The organism is Streptomyces sp. NPDC058650 (assembly GCF_042717315.1).
Taxonomy (GTDB): domain Bacteria; phylum Actinomycetota; class Actinomycetes; order Streptomycetales; family Streptomycetaceae; genus Streptomyces.
Genome location: NZ_JBHXRL010000001.1, coordinates 644,278 through 659,700, shown reverse-complemented (window position 1 = coordinate 659,700; position 15,423 = coordinate 644,278). Strand labels below are relative to the sequence as shown.

The 15,423-nt window shown below is 72.8% G+C and carries 16 protein-coding genes and 1 pseudogene; 12 read left to right on the top strand and 5 right to left on the bottom strand.

Going from position 1 to position 15,423, the window contains the following annotated elements:
• Positions 1-2 precede the first annotated feature (2 nt).
• Positions 3-1,202, bottom strand: a complete 1,200-nt coding sequence (locus ACFWWU_RS03230) for an MFS transporter (protein ID WP_384138199.1) — start codon at positions 1,200-1,202, stop codon at positions 3-5.
• A 127-nt stretch (positions 1,203-1,329) separates the two neighbouring features.
• Here ACFWWU_RS03230 and ACFWWU_RS03225 point away from each other — a divergent pair, with 127 nt between their 5' ends.
• From ACFWWU_RS03225 to ACFWWU_RS03215, 3 genes are read left to right on the top strand one after another with little or no spacing between them, the layout of a single operon-like run.
• Positions 1,330-2,307 (top strand): DUF5937 family protein, encoded by a 978-nt coding sequence (locus ACFWWU_RS03225; protein ID WP_384138197.1) that lies wholly within the window; start codon positions 1,330-1,332, stop codon positions 2,305-2,307.
• Between the two features lie 22 nt (positions 2,308-2,329).
• Positions 2,330-3,181, top strand: coding sequence for an alpha/beta fold hydrolase (locus ACFWWU_RS03220; RefSeq protein WP_384138195.1), 852 nt, complete (start codon positions 2,330-2,332; stop codon positions 3,179-3,181).
• Between the two features lie 56 nt (positions 3,182-3,237).
• Positions 3,238-4,296, top strand: a complete 1,059-nt coding sequence (locus ACFWWU_RS03215; protein WP_384138193.1) for an aldo/keto reductase — start codon at positions 3,238-3,240, stop codon at positions 4,294-4,296.
• Positions 4,297-4,618: 322 nt separating this feature from the next.
• Here the strand turns inward: ACFWWU_RS03215 and ACFWWU_RS03210 are convergent, their stop codons facing one another.
• Entirely contained in the window at positions 4,619-5,248 is a 630-nt protein-coding gene (locus ACFWWU_RS03210) for a MarC family protein (RefSeq protein WP_384138191.1), read from the bottom strand.
• A gap of 131 nt (positions 5,249-5,379) precedes the next feature.
• On the opposite strand from ACFWWU_RS03210, the gene ACFWWU_RS03205 reads away from it, so the two are divergent.
• The gene (locus tag ACFWWU_RS03205; RefSeq protein ID WP_384138189.1) at positions 5,380-5,796 is read left to right on the top strand and encodes a YciI family protein; all 417 of its coding nucleotides are present in this window, start codon (positions 5,380-5,382) and stop codon (positions 5,794-5,796) included.
• Positions 5,797-5,955: 159 nt separating this feature from the next.
• Positions 5,956-8,160 carry a TerD family protein gene (locus ACFWWU_RS03200; RefSeq protein WP_384138187.1) on the top strand — a complete coding sequence of 735 codons (2,205 nt, stop codon included), beginning with the start codon at positions 5,956-5,958 and terminating at the stop codon, positions 8,158-8,160.
• Positions 8,161-8,170: 10 nt separating this feature from the next.
• On the opposite strand, the gene ACFWWU_RS03195 is transcribed toward ACFWWU_RS03200, so the two are convergent.
• A complete protein-coding gene (locus ACFWWU_RS03195; RefSeq protein WP_384138186.1) occupies positions 8,171-9,607 on the bottom strand; it encodes an MFS transporter in 1,437 nt (478 codons plus the stop codon).
• 64 nt (positions 9,608-9,671) lie between these two features.
• Here ACFWWU_RS03195 and ACFWWU_RS03190 point away from each other — a divergent pair, with 64 nt between their 5' ends.
• Positions 9,672-10,346 (top strand): TetR/AcrR family transcriptional regulator, encoded by a 675-nt coding sequence (locus tag ACFWWU_RS03190; protein ID WP_384138184.1) that lies wholly within the window; start codon positions 9,672-9,674, stop codon positions 10,344-10,346.
• A gap of 103 nt (positions 10,347-10,449) precedes the next feature.
• On the opposite strand, the gene ACFWWU_RS03185 is transcribed toward ACFWWU_RS03190, so the two are convergent.
• Positions 10,450-11,040: a rhodanese-like domain-containing protein gene (locus ACFWWU_RS03185; RefSeq protein ID WP_384138182.1), complete on the bottom strand. Its 591-nt coding sequence runs from the start codon at positions 11,038-11,040 to the stop codon at positions 10,450-10,452.
• A gap of 81 nt (positions 11,041-11,121) precedes the next feature.
• On the opposite strand from ACFWWU_RS03185, the gene ACFWWU_RS03180 reads away from it, so the two are divergent.
• Positions 11,122-11,409, top strand: coding sequence for a metal-sensitive transcriptional regulator (locus ACFWWU_RS03180; protein WP_141299218.1), 288 nt, complete (start codon positions 11,122-11,124; stop codon positions 11,407-11,409).
• Between the two features lie 74 nt (positions 11,410-11,483).
• On the opposite strand, the pseudogene wrbA reads toward ACFWWU_RS03180, so the two are convergent.
• A pseudogene (gene wrbA / locus ACFWWU_RS03175) lies at positions 11,484-12,091 on the bottom strand (NAD(P)H:quinone oxidoreductase).
• Between the two features lie 174 nt (positions 12,092-12,265).
• Here wrbA and ACFWWU_RS03170 point away from each other — a divergent pair.
• The 5 genes from ACFWWU_RS03170 to ACFWWU_RS03150 are packed head-to-tail and all read left to right on the top strand — an operon-like array spanning position 12,266 to position 15,387.
• Positions 12,266-12,916: a TetR/AcrR family transcriptional regulator gene (locus tag ACFWWU_RS03170; protein WP_384138180.1), complete on the top strand. Its 651-nt coding sequence runs from the start codon at positions 12,266-12,268 to the stop codon at positions 12,914-12,916.
• Positions 12,917-12,949: 33 nt separating this feature from the next.
• Complete coding sequence (locus ACFWWU_RS03165; protein WP_384138178.1) at positions 12,950-13,111, top strand: hypothetical protein; 162 nt, start codon at positions 12,950-12,952, stop codon at positions 13,109-13,111.
• Positions 13,108-13,668 carry an RBBP9/YdeN family alpha/beta hydrolase gene (locus tag ACFWWU_RS03160; RefSeq protein ID WP_384138176.1) on the top strand — a complete coding sequence of 187 codons (561 nt, stop codon included), beginning with the start codon at positions 13,108-13,110 and terminating at the stop codon, positions 13,666-13,668. Before ACFWWU_RS03165 ends, ACFWWU_RS03160 begins: the two co-directional genes overlap by 4 nt.
• Positions 13,669-13,699: 31 nt before the next feature.
• Positions 13,700-14,764, top strand: coding sequence for a prolyl aminopeptidase (gene pip / locus ACFWWU_RS03155; protein WP_384138174.1), 1,065 nt, complete (start codon positions 13,700-13,702; stop codon positions 14,762-14,764).
• A complete protein-coding gene (locus ACFWWU_RS03150) occupies positions 14,761-15,387 on the top strand; it encodes an HhH-GPD-type base excision DNA repair protein (protein WP_384138172.1) in 627 nt (208 codons plus the stop codon). Before pip ends, ACFWWU_RS03150 begins: the two co-directional genes overlap by 4 nt.
• Positions 15,388-15,423 lie beyond the last annotated feature (36 nt).

Here is a 15,423-nt window from a genome sequence, read left to right as displayed (position 1 = left end):
GCTCAGGCCGCCAGGTCGTGGGCCGTGCGGCGGTGGACCCGCGGGGCCAGGGTCAGCGTGGCCACCGCGGCCGCCGAGCCCGCCACCAGGGCCGTCCACCACAGGGCGCCCGGGCCCAGGGTCGTGTAGGCGGCGACGCCCACGGTGAGGGCCGCGAAGCGGGCCACGCCCCAGGTCCAGCTGAAGGCGCCCTGGTAGCGGCCCCGGGCGTGCGCCGGGGCGAGGTTGGCGACGACTCCGGCGGCGATGCCGGCGACCACGACCTCGCCGAGGGACCAGACCACGACCGACACCGTGTAGCCGACGATCCCGTCGGCCAGGCCGGTGAGCGCGACGCCCACGGCGATCAGCAAACTGCCCGCGCTCTGCACCACGAGCTGCGGCAGCTTGGCCAGCCGGGCGGTCGCGAAGGGCTGGAGGGCCACCACGAGGACCGCGTTGACCGCCGCCATCGACCCGTACACCGCCGGGGAGAGGCCGCTGTCGCGGATCGCGAGCGGCAGGGCGACCTCGGTCAGCGAGTACACGAAGAGCTGGATGCCGAAGAGCGGGAGGAGGAGCAGGGCCAGGCGGTCGCGGAGGATCACGCCGTAGCCGATCCCGTCCTTCGGCTCGCCTTCCGTCTCTGGGGCCTTCGTGCGTGCCGGGTCCTTCAGGCGCGTCGCCACGACCACCGCGTACAGCAGCATCGAACCCGCGTCCACCGCGAACAGCAGCCAGTAGCCGTGGGCGGCGAGGAAGCCGCCCAGGACGCCCGCGACGGCGGTGCCGATGTTCACGCCCCAGCCGAACAGGGCGTACGCGCGCTGGCGGCGTTCGCTGTCGACCGCGTCGGCCAGCAGCGCGTACGCCGCCGGCGACACCGTGCTGCCCGCCGTGCTGATCAGCAGCGACGCCGCCGCCATCGTCCACACCCCGGGCGCCAGGAACAGCGCGCCCTGCGCCGCCGCCGCGCCGATCAGGCCGATCAGCATCGTCGGCCGGCGGCCGATGCGGTCGGCGAGGATGCCGCCGACGGCGGGGCCGATGAGGTTGCCCGCGCCGAGCGCGCCGAGGACGTACGAGGTGTCGGTGCCGGTCACTCCGCGCGAGGCGAGGAAGAAGACCAGGAACGGGGTGACGAGGTAGCCGAGGCGGTTGACGATCGTTCCGGCGAAGATCGTCCAGACGACGGGCGGGAGACCGCGGAAGGTGGAGGGCATGAGGGGAGCTTGGCGGTACTTGCGACTCCCTCTCCAATGATTAAGCTCAGGCCGAATCCATTCGATCCTTCATTCTTTCGATCCTTCGATCCTTCGGATCCTTCACGATGACCAGGGCGGTAACTCCATGGAATCCGGGCTCCGTTTCTCCGCCGCCGACCTCGCCCAGACCCGCTTCGCCGTCTCCCCCATGTGGGAGGTCGTCACCAGCTTCCGCCTGCTCGCCCGGAACTCCGACACCTCCCCCCACCGCCGCTGGGCCGCCCAGGTCCGCCCACGCCTCCTCCGGGCCGGACTCGGCCGCGGCTGGCTCGCCGCCCTCGTCCCCGCCCACGGCTACCTCGCCGACTTCCTCAACCCCACCCCCACCGGCCCCTTCCCCACCCTCGACGCCGAGCTCGACGCCGTCCGCCGCACCCCTCCCGGGCAGGTACGCGACGACCTCCGGCGCCTCGGGGCGGAAGGCGGCGACGAGCCCCGGCGGCGGCTGCTGCACGAGGCTCCCGAAGCCGCTCTCCGCAAGGTCGCCGACGAGGTCGACACGTACTGGGAGATCGCCCTCGCGCCCTACTGGGCCCGCATCCAGAAGCTCCTGGAGGCCGACGTCTTCCACCGGGCCCGCCAGGTCGCCGAGCACGGTTCGGCCAGGGTCCTGAGCGAGCTGCACGAGACCGTACGGTGGGACGACGGCACCCTGCGGCTCGTACGCCGCCACTGCGCGCTCACCCGCGACCAGTCCGGCTCCGGGCTGCTGCTCATCCCCTCCGCCTTCGCCTGGCCCCAGGTCCTCACCCGGTCCGTCCACCCCGACCCGCCCCAACTCGCCTACCCCGCCCGGGGAATCGGCACCCTGTGGGAACCCCGTACGACCGGCGCCACGGACGCCGTCGCCGCCGTCCTCGGCCGCTCCCGCACCCTGCTGCTCACCGAGCTCGACACCCCGGCCTCCACCACCCAACTCGCCACGCACTGCGGCCTGTCCGCCGCCGGCGTCTCCCAGCACCTCATCGCCCTGCGGAACGCCGGCCTCGTCACCGCCCACCGCAGCGGGCGCTCCGTCCTCTACGCCCGCACCGCCGTCGCCGACCAGCTCCTCCATCCGTAGCGGGGTCGGGGAGGATTCGGGGATGACTGGTTCTTTGGGGTTCCGCTGGTCCGATTCTTTGGGGTTCCGCTGGTCCGAGCGGGTCGTCGTGCGCGACCACGTGCGGCTGTCCTGTCGCGACTGGGGCGGCTCCGGGCCCGACGTACTCCTCCTCCACGGGCTCGCCGGGCACGCCGGGGAGTGGGACGCGACCGCCCGCGCCCTCCGGGACGCCGGATACCGGGTCCTCGCCCTAGACCAGCGCGGGCACGGCAGCAGCGAACGGCGGCCCGAGGACGTCTCGCGCGCCGCGTACGTCGCCGACGTGGTGGCGGTCGTGAGCGAACTCGGGCTGCACCGGCCCGTGTTGGTAGGGCAATCCCTCGGCGGGCACACCGCTCTGCTCACCGCCGCCGCCCATCCCGGGCTGCCGAGCGCCCTCGTCCTCGTCGAGGCCGGGCCCGGCGGGTCGAACCCCGGTGTGCAGGACGCCATCCGGGAGTGGTTCACCGCGTGGCCTGTGCCCTTTCCGTCGCGGGAGGCGGCCGTCGCGTACCTCGGCGGCGGGAAGCGGCCCGTCGGGGAGGGGTGGGCGAACGGGCTCGACGAGCGCGGCGACGGGCTGTGGCCGCGCTTCGACGCCGACGTCATGGTCCGGTCGCTCGACGAGAACGCCACCCGCTCCTTCTGGGACGCATGGGCGGCGATCACCTGCCCCACGCTCGCCGTCCTCGGTCAGGGCGAGCAGGGCGGGATCATCGGCGAGGAGGAGTACGCGGAGATGGCCCGGCTCCGGCCCGGGCTGCACGGGGTCAGCGTGCCCGGCACGGGGCACGACGTGCATCTGGAGCGGCCCGAGGTGCTGCACGCGGTGGTGACGGGATTCCTGGGCTGAGGGCGGGCGCGTCCGCCCTTGCCTTCGAGTGCACTCCACTTCCTAGAGTGCGGCGCATGCGCTATCGAACACTCGGCGGGACCGGGATCGACGTCAGCACCTACTGCCTCGGCACCATGATGTTCGGTGCCGTCGGCAATCCGGACCACGAGGACTCCGTACGGATCATCCATGCCGCCCTCGACCAGGGCATCAACTTCGTGGACACCGCCGACATGTACTCCGCCGGCGAGTCCGAGGAGATCGTCGGCAAGGCGCTGCGCGACGCCCGGCGCCGCGAGGCGACCGTCCTCGCCACCAAGGTGTACTTCCCGATGGGCGGCGAGGGGCCCAACAGGGGCGGTTCGTCCCGCCGTTGGATCACCCTCGCCGTCGAGAACAGCCTGCGGCGGCTCCGGACCGACTGGATCGACCTCTACCAGGTCCACCGGCCCGACCCCCGTACCGACATCGAGGAGACCCTCGACGTCCTCGGCGACCTCGTCACACAGGGGAAGATCCGGGCGTTCGGCTGCTCCACCTTCCCCGCCGAGGAGATCGTCGAGGCGCACGCCGTCGCCGAGCGGCGCGGGCTGCGCCGCTTCCGCTCCGAGCAGCCGCCCTACTCGCTGCTCGCGCGGGGCGTGGAGGCGTCCGTCCTGCCCGTCGCCCAGCGGTACGGGATGGGGGTGCTGACCTGGAGCCCGCTCGCGTCCGGCTTCCTCACCGGCCGGTACCGCAAGGGCGCACCGATCGACCTGACCAGCGGGCGGGCCGCGCTCACCCCGCACCGCTTCGACCCGTCGCTGCCCGTCAACGCCGCCAAGCTCGACGCCGTCGAGGAGCTCGTCGCGCTCGCGGACGAGATCGGGTGCAGCCTGCCCGAGCTGGCGCTCGCCTTCGTGACCGCGCACCCGGCCGTGACCTCCGTGATCATCGGGCCGCGCACGATGGAGCAGCTGGAGGGGCTGCTGAAGGGTGCGCCGGTGGTGCTCACGGACGAGGTCCTGGACCGGATCGACGCGATCGTGCCGCCGGGGACGAACCTCTACCCGCCGGACGGCGTCTGGCGTCCGCGCGCCCTCACCGAACCGGCTCTGCGGCGGCGGCCGTTGGAGGAGCGCGCGGCGGGCTGAGCGGGCCGCGTGGGGGGGCGCGGGGTGCCGAGTGGGCGGGTCGCGGGATCCGGCGGGGTGGGTCCCGCGGGATCCGGCGGCCTCCTTTCACGGCTCCTTCCACGCTGCGGGTCCTCGGCATGGAGGGCCGGATCGTCGGCGTCTGGGCGCAGCGGCCGGGCGGCGGGATCGTCCACCGGCTCCTGGCCGGCGTGGGCGGGGACGCGTGCGGGCGATCGGGGTGGAGGCGGCGCGACTGGCGGCCTGGGTGGGGGCGCACGGGTGGCGCCCCGGTTCCGCACCCCGCTGGAGCGGGAGCTCGCCGCGCCCTGAGCACCGGGACCTACGCGCTGTCACCGAGTCCGGGGACCCCCAGCTCGGCGAGGCCGTTGAGGACGAGGTCGACGCCGACCGCGGCGAGCAGCAGGCCCAGGAGCCGGCCGAGGAGCTCGATGGTGGTGCCCTGGGCGCGGCGCAGGACGCCGGCGAGGAGCAGGACGCAGGCCAGGTCGAGGCCGATGACGGCCGCGTAGGCGAGGACGACGGTCGAGCGCCAGCCGAAGGAGTCGCCGGAGGCGCCCCCGATGAGGATCGCCGTCATGGCGAGGGGGCTCACGACGTACGGCGTGAGCAACTCGCGCACTCCGCTGACCAGATCCGGGGCGTCCTGGCGGGGGGTGACGGGGCCGATGTGGAGGCCGAGGACGAGTCCGATGGCGTAGAGGAAGAAGATGATGCCGCCCGCGAGCATGAGCTCGGGCGTGCTGATGTGGAAGAGGTTGAGCAGCCACGGGGCCGTGATGCCGGTGCCCAGACCGACGAGGACGGCCAGACCCGAGGAGACGAGGGCGACGGAGCGCAGCTGGCGGGCGGGGTGGATCTGGGCGAGGCCGGCGAAGGAGAGGAGCACCTTGGGCGGGCCGACGACGGAGAAGAAGGCGATGAAGGCGGTGGCGAAGCTGAGTGCGTGCACCTTGGAATCATGGGACGGTCGGGTGATTTCTCCCGTCTTTCCGGCCTTTGCCCGCGCGGTGTCGAGAATCGCCCGTCGGCTCCGATTCTCCTGCGAGAGGCAGAACCGGCCACGGATGTGAGGAGGACGTCATGAAGTACCTGGTGATGGTGCAGGGCTCGCAGGTCGACTACGAGGCGATGGTGGGCCGCGGCTCCGCCGGGAGCCCTGCCTGGAACAAGGCGGACCTCAAGGCGATGTTCGAGCACATGAACGCGATCAACACCGAGCTGAACACCAGGGGCGAGATGCTCGACGGCCAGGGCCTCGCCGCCCCGTCCACGACCCGCTTCGTGACGGTGGACGGCGAGGGCAAGCCGGTCGTCACGGACGGCCCGTACGCGGAGACCAAGGAGGTCCTGGCGGGCTACTGGCTCCTCGACTGCGCCTCCCTGGACCGCGTCACGGAGATCGCCGCCCAGGTGGCCCGCTGCCCGGCCCCGGCCGGCTCCCCGGAGTACGCGGTGGTGATCCGCCCGGTCGACGAGTCCGGTCCGAGCCAGGACTGAGCCTGCGGCCCAGAGCCCCGAGCGCTCCCTCCGCAGGGCCCTCTCGGGGCTTCGGCTCACGTATTTCGTCCAGCTTTCACATTGCCTCCCCGACCTCCGGTTGCGGACGCTACGGTTCCCGTGAGGCGCACGTCACATCGCGAGGGTCCGGGGGGACGCATGCAGGAGATGTCCAAGGGTGCCAACATCGGGCTCGCCGCCCTCAGCGAGGACGCCGGGTCGGTGATCGTCAGCCTGAGCTGGAGCAGCGTCGCCGGCGACGGCGACGCGGATGTCTCCGTGCTGCTCCTCGATGGCGGCGGCAAGGTGCGCGGGGACACCGACTTCTACTTCTACAACCACCCCGCCGCCGACGACGGCAGCGTGCAACTGCTGGGAAAGGTCCCGACGGAGAACGGCAGCGAGGACCGGATCAGCCTGGACCTCACGGCGATCCCCTCGGACGTCGTCACGATCGTGGTGGCAGCGAGCCAGTACGGCGGTGCCTGCTTCGGCGATCTGGACGACCTGCGCATGGCCGTCACCGATCGCTCGGGTGAGGCTCTGCTCGGTTTCTCCATCACGGACGCCACTGTGGAGACGGCCTTCATCTTCGGTGAGCTGTACCGCCGGAACGACGAGTGGAAGTTCCGTGCCGTGGGGCAGGGCTACGAGACCGGTCTCAGCGGTCTCGCCACCGACTTCGGCATCACCGTCGTCGAGGACGACGAGGGTGACGAGCGCGCCGAGATCGAAGGGGACGGCGAGGGAAGAACGGCCGCGAACTCGGTCGTCGACGTCGCGGAGCACCCCGGCGGTCAGCTCGCTACGGCTACGGCTACGGCTACGGCTACGGCTACGGGGCCGGATGCCCGTACGGATACGGGTCCGGATGCCCGTACGGATACGGGAGCGGGCACGGCTCCGCAGGCCGCCGGCGCCGTCACCCTGCCGGCCCAGGCCACCTCCTCCGCCTCCGCCGACCGCGTCATTGCCGACCCGACCCCGCCCGGCGCGAAACCCGAACCCGCCCGGCGCCGGGGCACGCGGACGGCCAAGAAGAAGGTCACACTCCCGAAGGCCACGAAGAAGTCCCTGGCGGAGAACGAATCCTGGAAGCCCGCCCGGCTCTTCCCGGTCCCCTCCTACAAGAGCGACCGGGAGCGCGAGGTGCGCGCGACCTCGGTCCTGCTCTCCGTGATGGCGGAGGTGCCGGAGTTCGGCCGTCGTCTCACCGCGGGCTTCGGAGCCCCCGCAGGCCGGATGCAGACCTTCACCGAGGTGTCCCTCCCCCACGGCGACACCCCGAAGCGTCCGGACGGCGTCATCCGGGTGGAGCGGGCCGGGAAGCTCTGGACCGCGCTCGTGGAGACCAAGACCAACGGCAACCCGCTGAAGTCCGAGCAGGTCCAGAACTACATGGACATCGCCGCCAGGCGGGGGTACGAGGCCGTCATCACCCTCTCCAATGACGTGGCCCTGGAGGGAAGCCCACTCGTCGCCGTGAAGACCGACGGACGGCGCAAGCACAAGGTCTCGCTCTGGCACCTCTCGTGGGCCGAGGTAGCCCATCAGGCACAGATGCTGATCCGACACGAAGGCGTGGGCAACGCCGCCCACGCCTGGCTCCTACAGGAACTGCTCCACTACCTCCAGCACGAGAACTCCGGTTGTCACGGCTTCCAGAACATGGGGCCGTCGTGGGTGCCCGTGCGCAACGGCATCGACTCCGAGACCCTGTGCCAGGGCGACCCCCGCGCCGTGGAGGTCGTGGAGAGCTGGGAGCGACTGATCCGCCAGGTCTGTCTGCGTCTGGGCGGCGAGCTGGGGCAGAAGGCACTGCCGGTGCAACGGGCGAAGCGGGGCACCGACCCGAAGTCCCGGCGTACGGAACTCGCGGACCGGCTCTGCGAGGAAGGGAAGCTCACCGCGGAGCTGCGTGTCGACGGCGCGCAGAGCATCCTGGCCATCACGGCGGACCTCCGCACCGGGAAGATCCGTGCGTCCATCGACGTCCCCGCGCCCGAAGGCGCCTACCCTCTCTCGGTCGCGAAACGTCTCCTGCGGGTCCTGGACGAAGCCCCGGCCGATCTGCACGTGGAGACCCTCGTGGAAGGGCAGAGCGGGATCCGCGGAACCCTGGAGCGGCTGCGCCCGGAGCCCGGCGACCTGCTGCCCAAGGACGGCTCGGCCATCACCGGCTTCAGGCTGTCGCTCTTCAAGGGGATGGGCAGCAGTCGGGGCGGTACGGAGTCGGGGTTCATCCGCAGCATCGACGAGGCCGTCGACCGGTTCTACGCCTCAGTCGTCGCGCACGTGGGCCAGTTCGAGCAGCGGCGAACCGCCCGTAGCAGGGCCGCCGCCGACTCGTCCGGCGCTCGCTGAGGCCCCTCCCTCAGTGCACCCCGTGGGGGCCGCCCGTCGGGCGGGGGGTGCCGTGGGGGATGAGGAAGGGGGCCGTCAGGGCCGCTGTGGCGGCTGTGGCCGTGCAGAGCGTGAAGGCCGCCGTGAAGCCCGTCGGCGTCGGGGCCGTGGTGGCGGTGAGGGCGAGGGTGGAGACGGCGGCGACGCCGATGGAGCCGCCGACCTCGTGGAAGGTGTTGACGATGCCGGAGGCGAGGCCGGCCTCGTGCGGGGCGATCAGGCCGAGGGAGGTCGTGGTCGCCGCGACGAAGACCGCGCCGAGGCCGAAGGACGCCGTGGCGAGGGCGGGCAGGAGGGTCGCCCAGGGGTTGGCGCCGGGGGCCGGGAAGGTCAGCGGCAGGCAGCCCAGGGCCGCCAGGGCGAGGCCGCCGGTGGCACAGGCGCGCGGTCCCGCCGTCGTCACGAGGCGCGAGCCCAGGTGGGCGCCGATCGCGGTGGTGAGGGCGATCGGGAGGAAGAGCAGGCCGGTGCGGAAGGCCCCGAGGCCGTACACGTGCTGGAGCTGCATCGAGCCCAGGAAGAAGAAGGAGATCAGGAGCGCGGTCGCGACCAGCATGAGCAGTGAGCCCGCGACGACCGGGCGCCGCGTCAGCATCCTGAGGTCCATCAGCGGGGCGCTGCTCGCCCGCTCGACCGCGGCGAAGATCCCGTAGAGCACGAGCGCGCCGAGCAGCGGCAGCAGGGTCGCGGCGGAGGCCCAGCCGGAGTCGCCCGCCTGGACGAGGCCGTAGACGAGCGCGCCGGTGGCGGTGGTCACGAGGAGTGCGCCGGGCGCGTCCAGGCGGGCGTTCGTGCGCCCTGGCCTGTTGTGCGGCAGGACCTTCGGGAGCGCGGCCAGCAGGGCCAGGCCCACCGGGACGTTGACGTAGAAGATCCAGGGCCAGCCGGGGCCCTCGGTGAGGGCTCCGCCGAGCAGGACGCCCACGGCCGAGCCGGTGCCGCCGATCGCCGCCCAGGCTCCGAGGGCCTTGGCCCGCTCTGCGCCGTGGAAGGCGGTCGTGACGAGGGCGAGCGCGGCCGGGGAGAGGAGCGCGGCGCCGACGCCCTGGGCGATGCGGCCGCCGAGCAGGACGGGGGCGTTCGCGGCGAGGCCGCAGACCAGGGAGGCCGTCGTGAAGAGCGCGAGGCCGGTCAGGAGGACGCGGCGGGCGCCGAGGGCGTCGGCGAGCCGGCCGCCGAGGAGCATGAGTCCGCCGAAGCAGAGGGTGTACGCGGTGACGACCCAGGTCAGGGCGGTGCGTCCGAGGTCGAGGTCGGCGGAGAGGGCGGGCAGCGCGACGTTCACGACGGTGACGTCGAGGATCAGCATGAACTGGGCCGCGCAGATCAGCGCGAGGGCCGTCCAGCGGCGCGGGTGGGGTTGCGGGTGGGCATGGGTGTGGGCCGGCACGTCGAGGTCAGGTTTCATAACTGAACTGTACGGCACAGTACAGTTGAACTCAACGGTACAGTTCGGTTGTAGGGTGACGGGTATGAACGCGCAGCCCTCGGACGTTCCCGCCGCACCCAAGCCCGCACCCAGCGGAGCCCGCGCGGCCCGCAAGCGCCAGGCCGTCGTACGGGCCGCCCGTGACCTCTTCCTCCGCGAGGGCTTCGGCGTCGGCATGGACGCCATCGCCGCCGAGGCGGGCGTCTCGAAGGTCACCGTCTACAACCACTTCGGCAGCAAGGAAGCGCTCTTCACCGCCGTCGTCGCCGGCGCCCTCGACGAGCCCCTGTCCGCGGGAGGGGAGGCGGAAGGGCCGGACCTCGCGCTGCTCGTCGCCGCCGAGGGGCCCGACGCGCTCAAGGCCGCCCTCACCGACGCGGGCCGCGCCTGGGCCCGGGCCGTACGCACAGACGACGAGGGCCGCGCGCTGCGCACCCTCGTCGCCACCGAACTCCACCGCTTCCCCGAGCTGGGCCGCGCCTGGCGCGCCCACGGGCCGGCCGGCCACCACCCCGCCGTCGCGGACGCGCTGCGCGACCTCGCCGACCGGGGCCTCCTGGAGATCCCCGACCTGGAGGTCGCGGTCCTCCAGCTCTACTCGCTCCTCGTCTTCCCGCAGATGGTCTTCGAGCAGTACGGGACGGAGCTTGCCGAGGAGCTGAGCGAGCGGCTCGTCACGGACGGGGTCGAGATGTTCCTCCGCCGTTACGCCGCCTGAGCCTCGCTACGCCTCCTGACGCGGCCCCGCAAGCGTCGCCACTTCTCCCGACGCTTGCCCCGCAAGCGTCGCTACGCCCCCTGCCGCGGCCCCGCAAGCGTCGCTACTTCTCCTGACGCAGGCGGGCGAGCGTCGCGTCGAGGGTCGGCCCGCCGTTCTTCGTCGCCCGGTTGTACGGGAGCTTCCCGAGCATCAGCGCCATGCCGCAGGTGTCGGTGAGCGCCGAGAAGACGAGCCCGCCCGCGACGCCCGCCGAGAGCAGCTGGAACGCGGGGTGGACGAGGAGCCCCAGCCCGAGGCCGAGCAGGACGAGCGAGCCGGCCACGAGCCTGACCTGTCGGTCCATCGCCCAGACCGGCTTCGCCGGGGCGCCCGCCGGGCGGTCGAGGCCGTGCCCGCGGGCCGCCCAGCCGCTCGTACCGCCCGCGAGGTCGATCGCGGTGATGCCGTGCGCGGCGAGCCGGGCGCAGGCGTCGGCCGAGCGGCCGCCCGACTGGCACACGACGAGCAGCTCGCCGCGGGCCGCGGCCTCCCGGAGCTCGGGCACGGCCCGGCCGAGCCGGTCGAGCGGGACGTTGAGGGCCCCGGGGACGTGCCCGGAGGCGTACTCGCCGGGTGTCCGCACGTCGACGACGGTCAGCTCGGCCAGCCGCTCGCGGGCCTGGTCGGCGTCGAGCGAGAGGGGTTCATTCATCGCAGGTGTCATCCTTGGTCTTCGGCGTAGCCCCGTGCTGGGGAGTAAATTACCCCCTGGGGTATCTGTGGAGGAGTATTCGTGGAACTCGATCTCGCGGGCGCGGAGCTCAAGGCGGTACTGAACCGGCTGCGCCGGGCCCAGGGCCAGATCGCCGGCGTGATCCGGATGATCGAGGAGGGACGGGACTGCGAGGAGGTCGTGACCCAGCTCGCCGCCGCCTCCCGCGCCCTCGACCGGGCCGGGTTCGCGATCATCGCGACCGGGCTCCAGCAGTGTCTGACCGACATCGAGGACGGCCGGAAGAACGGCGAGGACCGCGACGCCATGCGGGCACGACTGGAGAAGCTCTTCCTGTCGCTGGCGTAGAGCCACGCGGAGCGGAAACGCCGAGCACCCCCGGGGATGTCCCCGGGGGTGCTCGGCGTTTCCGACACGAGTCCTCAGTCGTCCGCGAGGCCCTTCAGGCGCTTCGCGATCCGCGTCAGGCGCGCGCCCTGGTAGCGGGCGGCCTGGAGGACGCTCTCCTCCGGGGCGCCGTTGGCACCGGGGTGCGAGGTGCCGTAGGGGTTGCCGCCGGCCGCGTAGACGCTCGGGTCGGTGAAGCCGGGCGAGACGATGACCGAGCCCCAGTGGTGGAAGGTGTTGTAGAGCGCGAGCAGCGTCGACTCGTTGCCGCCGTGGACGTTGTGGGCGCTGGTGAAGGCGGTCGCGGGCTTGTCCGCCATGACGCCGCGCTGCCACAGGCCGCCCGAGGTGTCGACGTACTGCTTGAGCTGGGCGGCGACGTTTCCGAAGCGGGTCGGGGAACCCAGCGCGTACGCGTCGGCCCACTCCAGGTCGTCCAGCGTGGCGGTCTCCACGTCACCGGTGCGTCGACGTGGGCGCGCCAGGCCGGGTTCGCGTCGATCGCGGCGTCCGGGGCGAGCTCGGGCACCCTGCGCAGGCGCACGTCGGCGCCGGCCTTCCGGGCACCCTCGGCGACGGCCTGGGCGAGCTGATGGACGGCACCGGTGGACGAGTAGTAGATGACGGCGACCTTGACTGACATGACGAACCCCCTCAACCGGATTCTTTTCCGCTTCGATGCTCCGAGGTTAAACGGATGACTATCCGCTTTGCAAGGGCAGCGGGTATGCTCACATCGAGGAGCGACCGAGGGGGGACGCGAGCGCCGGCGAGTGCACGCAAGTGCACGCGAGCGAACGAACGACAGGAGTCGGCAATGAGCACGAGAGAACCGCGGGCCGGGGACGACGCCGCGGCGACGGCCGCGCCGATGCTCAGCCTGCTCCCCACCGGCGGCGGCAGCCCCGCCCCCGAGCGCGCCGACGCCGCCCGCAACCGGCGGAAGATCCTCGACGCGGCCGCCCGGATCGTCGCCGAGGACGGCCCCGAGGCCGTCACCATGAACCAGGTCGCCCACGCCAGCGGCATCGGCGTCGGCACCGTCTACCGCCGCTTCGGCGACGTCTCCCAGCTCCTGTGGGCCCTGCTCGACGACCGCGAGCGCCAGTTCCAGGAGGCGTACATGAGCGGCCCGCCGCCGCTCGGGCCCGGCGCCCCCGCCGCCGAGCGGCTCGACGCCTTCCTCGACGCGCTCGTCGACCGGGTCGGCGAGCAGCGCGAGATCCTGCTCGCCGCCCACTCCGCCGCGCCCCGCGCCCGCTACCACAGCGGCGCGTACCGGGTGATGCACACCCATCTCGCCCTGCTCATCGGCGACTTGAGGCCCGGCTCCGACGCCGCACTGCTCGCGCACCTGACGCTCGCGGCGTTCTCGCCGGACGTCATGCACCATCTGACGGTCGAGCAGGAGCTGTCGAGCGAGCGCCTGAAGGCAGGCGTGCGGGAGCTGCTGACCCTGCGGAACTGACGTTCCTCGGACCCCGAGTCCCGCGGAACCCCGTTGTACGCGATCGCCGGCGCCTCCCCCGCCCGCGCCACGTCGTCGACCCCCGAGCCCCTCGAAGGCCCCGAGCTCGTACGCGTGCAGCCCGCGAGCAACCCCGCCCGCTCCGTGGACGGTGGTGGACCCGGAGCGGGCCCCGGCCGCAGGATCGTGGCATGACCACGTATCTGATCCTCCACGGCTTCCAGAACCACCGCCCGCCGGGTCACTGGCAGCACTGGCTCGCCGGGGAGCTGCGGGCGCGCGGGCACGACGTGCGCTATCCGCAGCTGCCCGAGGCGGACGCGCCCGTCCTGGAGGACTGGCTCGCCGCCCTGGAGGAGCACGGGGAGCGGCCGGCCGACGGGGAGTTCGTGGTGCTCGCGCACAGCCTGTCGGTGCTGCTGTGGCTGCGGGCCGGGGAGCTGCGGCCGGCCGCCGACCGGGTGCTGCTCGTCGCCCCGCCCTCACCGCCGGTGACCGCGTCGATCCCGGCGATCGCCGCGTTCGCCGACGGGCTCGACCTCGCGGAGACGGGCGTACGGGCACGGCTCGTGTACGGGGACGGGGACCCGTACTGCCCCGAGGGCGCGGACGTCCACTACGGCACCCCGCTCGGCCTCGACACGGACCACGTCCCGGGCGGCGCGCACCTCGACCCCGACTCGGGGTACGGGGAATGGGCCTCGCTCCTGGAGTGGTGCGAGGACCCTGCGGTTCGGGTCAAGGGGCGGTAGCGGCGCGGGAGGAGGTCGTAGTCTCGGCCGGATGTACTCCGAGACCGCACCGTACGACCAGGGCCTGCTCGACGTGGGCGACGGCAACCTCATCCACTGGGAGGTCTCCGGCAACCCGGCGGGCCGGCCCGCGCTCGTCGTGCACGGCGGGCCGGGCTCCGGGTCCTCACCGCACAACCGGCGGTTCTTCGACCCGGCGGCGTACCGGCTCGTCCTCTTCGACCAGCGCGGCTGCGGGCGCTCCACCCCGCACGCGAGCGACCCGGCCGCCGACATGTCCGTGAACACCACCGCGCACCTGGTGGCCGACATGGAGCGGCTGCGCGAGCACCTCGGGATCGACCGCTGGCTTCTGTTCGGCGGCTCCTGGGGCTCCACTCTGATCCTGGCGTACGCGGAGGCGTATCCCGAGCGCGTGACGGAGATCGTCATCGTGTCCGTCACGACCACCCGCCGCTCCGAGATCGCCTGGCTGTACGAGGGCGCCGGCCGTTTCTTCCCCGAGGCCCACGAGCGCTTCCGGGCCGGGGCCGACGGGGCGCAGCCGGTGGGGGCGACGAGGGCGGACGGCCGGGTGGGAGCGGAGGAGCTGGTCAGGGCCTACTCCGCCCTGCTGAACCACCCCGACCGGGCCGTACGGGAGAAAGCCGCGGCCGACTGGTGCTCCTGGGAGGACGCGGTGCTCTCCATGGAGGGCAAGGGCACCCCGTACACCGACCGGGTCGACGACGCCAGGCTCGGCTTCGTGCGGATCTGCGCGCACTACTTCGCCCACGGCGCCTGGCTGCCGGAGGGCGCGCTGCTCCGCGACGCGCACCGGCTCGCCGGCATCCCCGGCGTCCTGGTCCACGGCCGGCTCGACATGGCCGGCCCGCCCACCACGGCCTGGGAGCTGTCCCGCGCCTGGCCGGACGCCGAACTGCACGTCATCGAGGACGCCGGGCACCTGGGCGGCGAACGGACCCGGGAGCTGATCCTCGCGGCCATGGACCGCTTCGCGATGGGGGTCCCCCCCTGCTCGGGCGAAGCCCAGAGCTCGCGGGAGGGTGAACCCACCAGGCGGGCGCCCGGCGGCGGCGAGATGATCGAAGCATGAGTTCCCAGGCAAGGCCCGAGATCCATCTCGCCCAGCAGCCCGAGGCCGACGCCCTGCTCGGGCGTTCGCCGCTCGCCGCGCTCGTCGGCATGCTCCTGGACCAGCAGGTTCCGATGGAGTGGGCGTTCTCCGGCCCGTACACGATCGCCTCGCGGCTCGGGGCGGACGACCTCGACGCACACGACATCGCCGCCCGCGACCCGGAGGAGTTCGCCGCGCTGCTCTCCGAGAAGCCGGCCGTGCACCGCTTCCCGGGGTCGATGGCCCAGCGCGTGCAGCAGCTCTGCCGCTTCCTGGTCGAGGAGTACGGGGGCGACGCCGAGGCCGTCTGGGCGGACGCGGCGACCGGGAAGGAGCTGCTCGCGCGGCTCCAGGCGCTGCCGGGCTTCGGGAAGCAGAAGGCGCAGATCTTCCTGGCGCTGCTCGGCAAGCAGTACGGGGTGCGGCCCACGGGCTGGCGGGAGGCCGCGGGGCCGTACGGCGAGCAGGACGCGTACCGCTCGGCCGCCGACATCACCGGGCCGGAGTCGCTCGTGAAGGTGCGCGCGCACAAGCAGGAGATGAAGGCGGCAGCGAAGGCGGCAAATGCCACCAAGGACCGCAAACCATCCGGGAATCGATAATTCCAGATGTCAATCCTGCTCAGGGTGACAGGAATT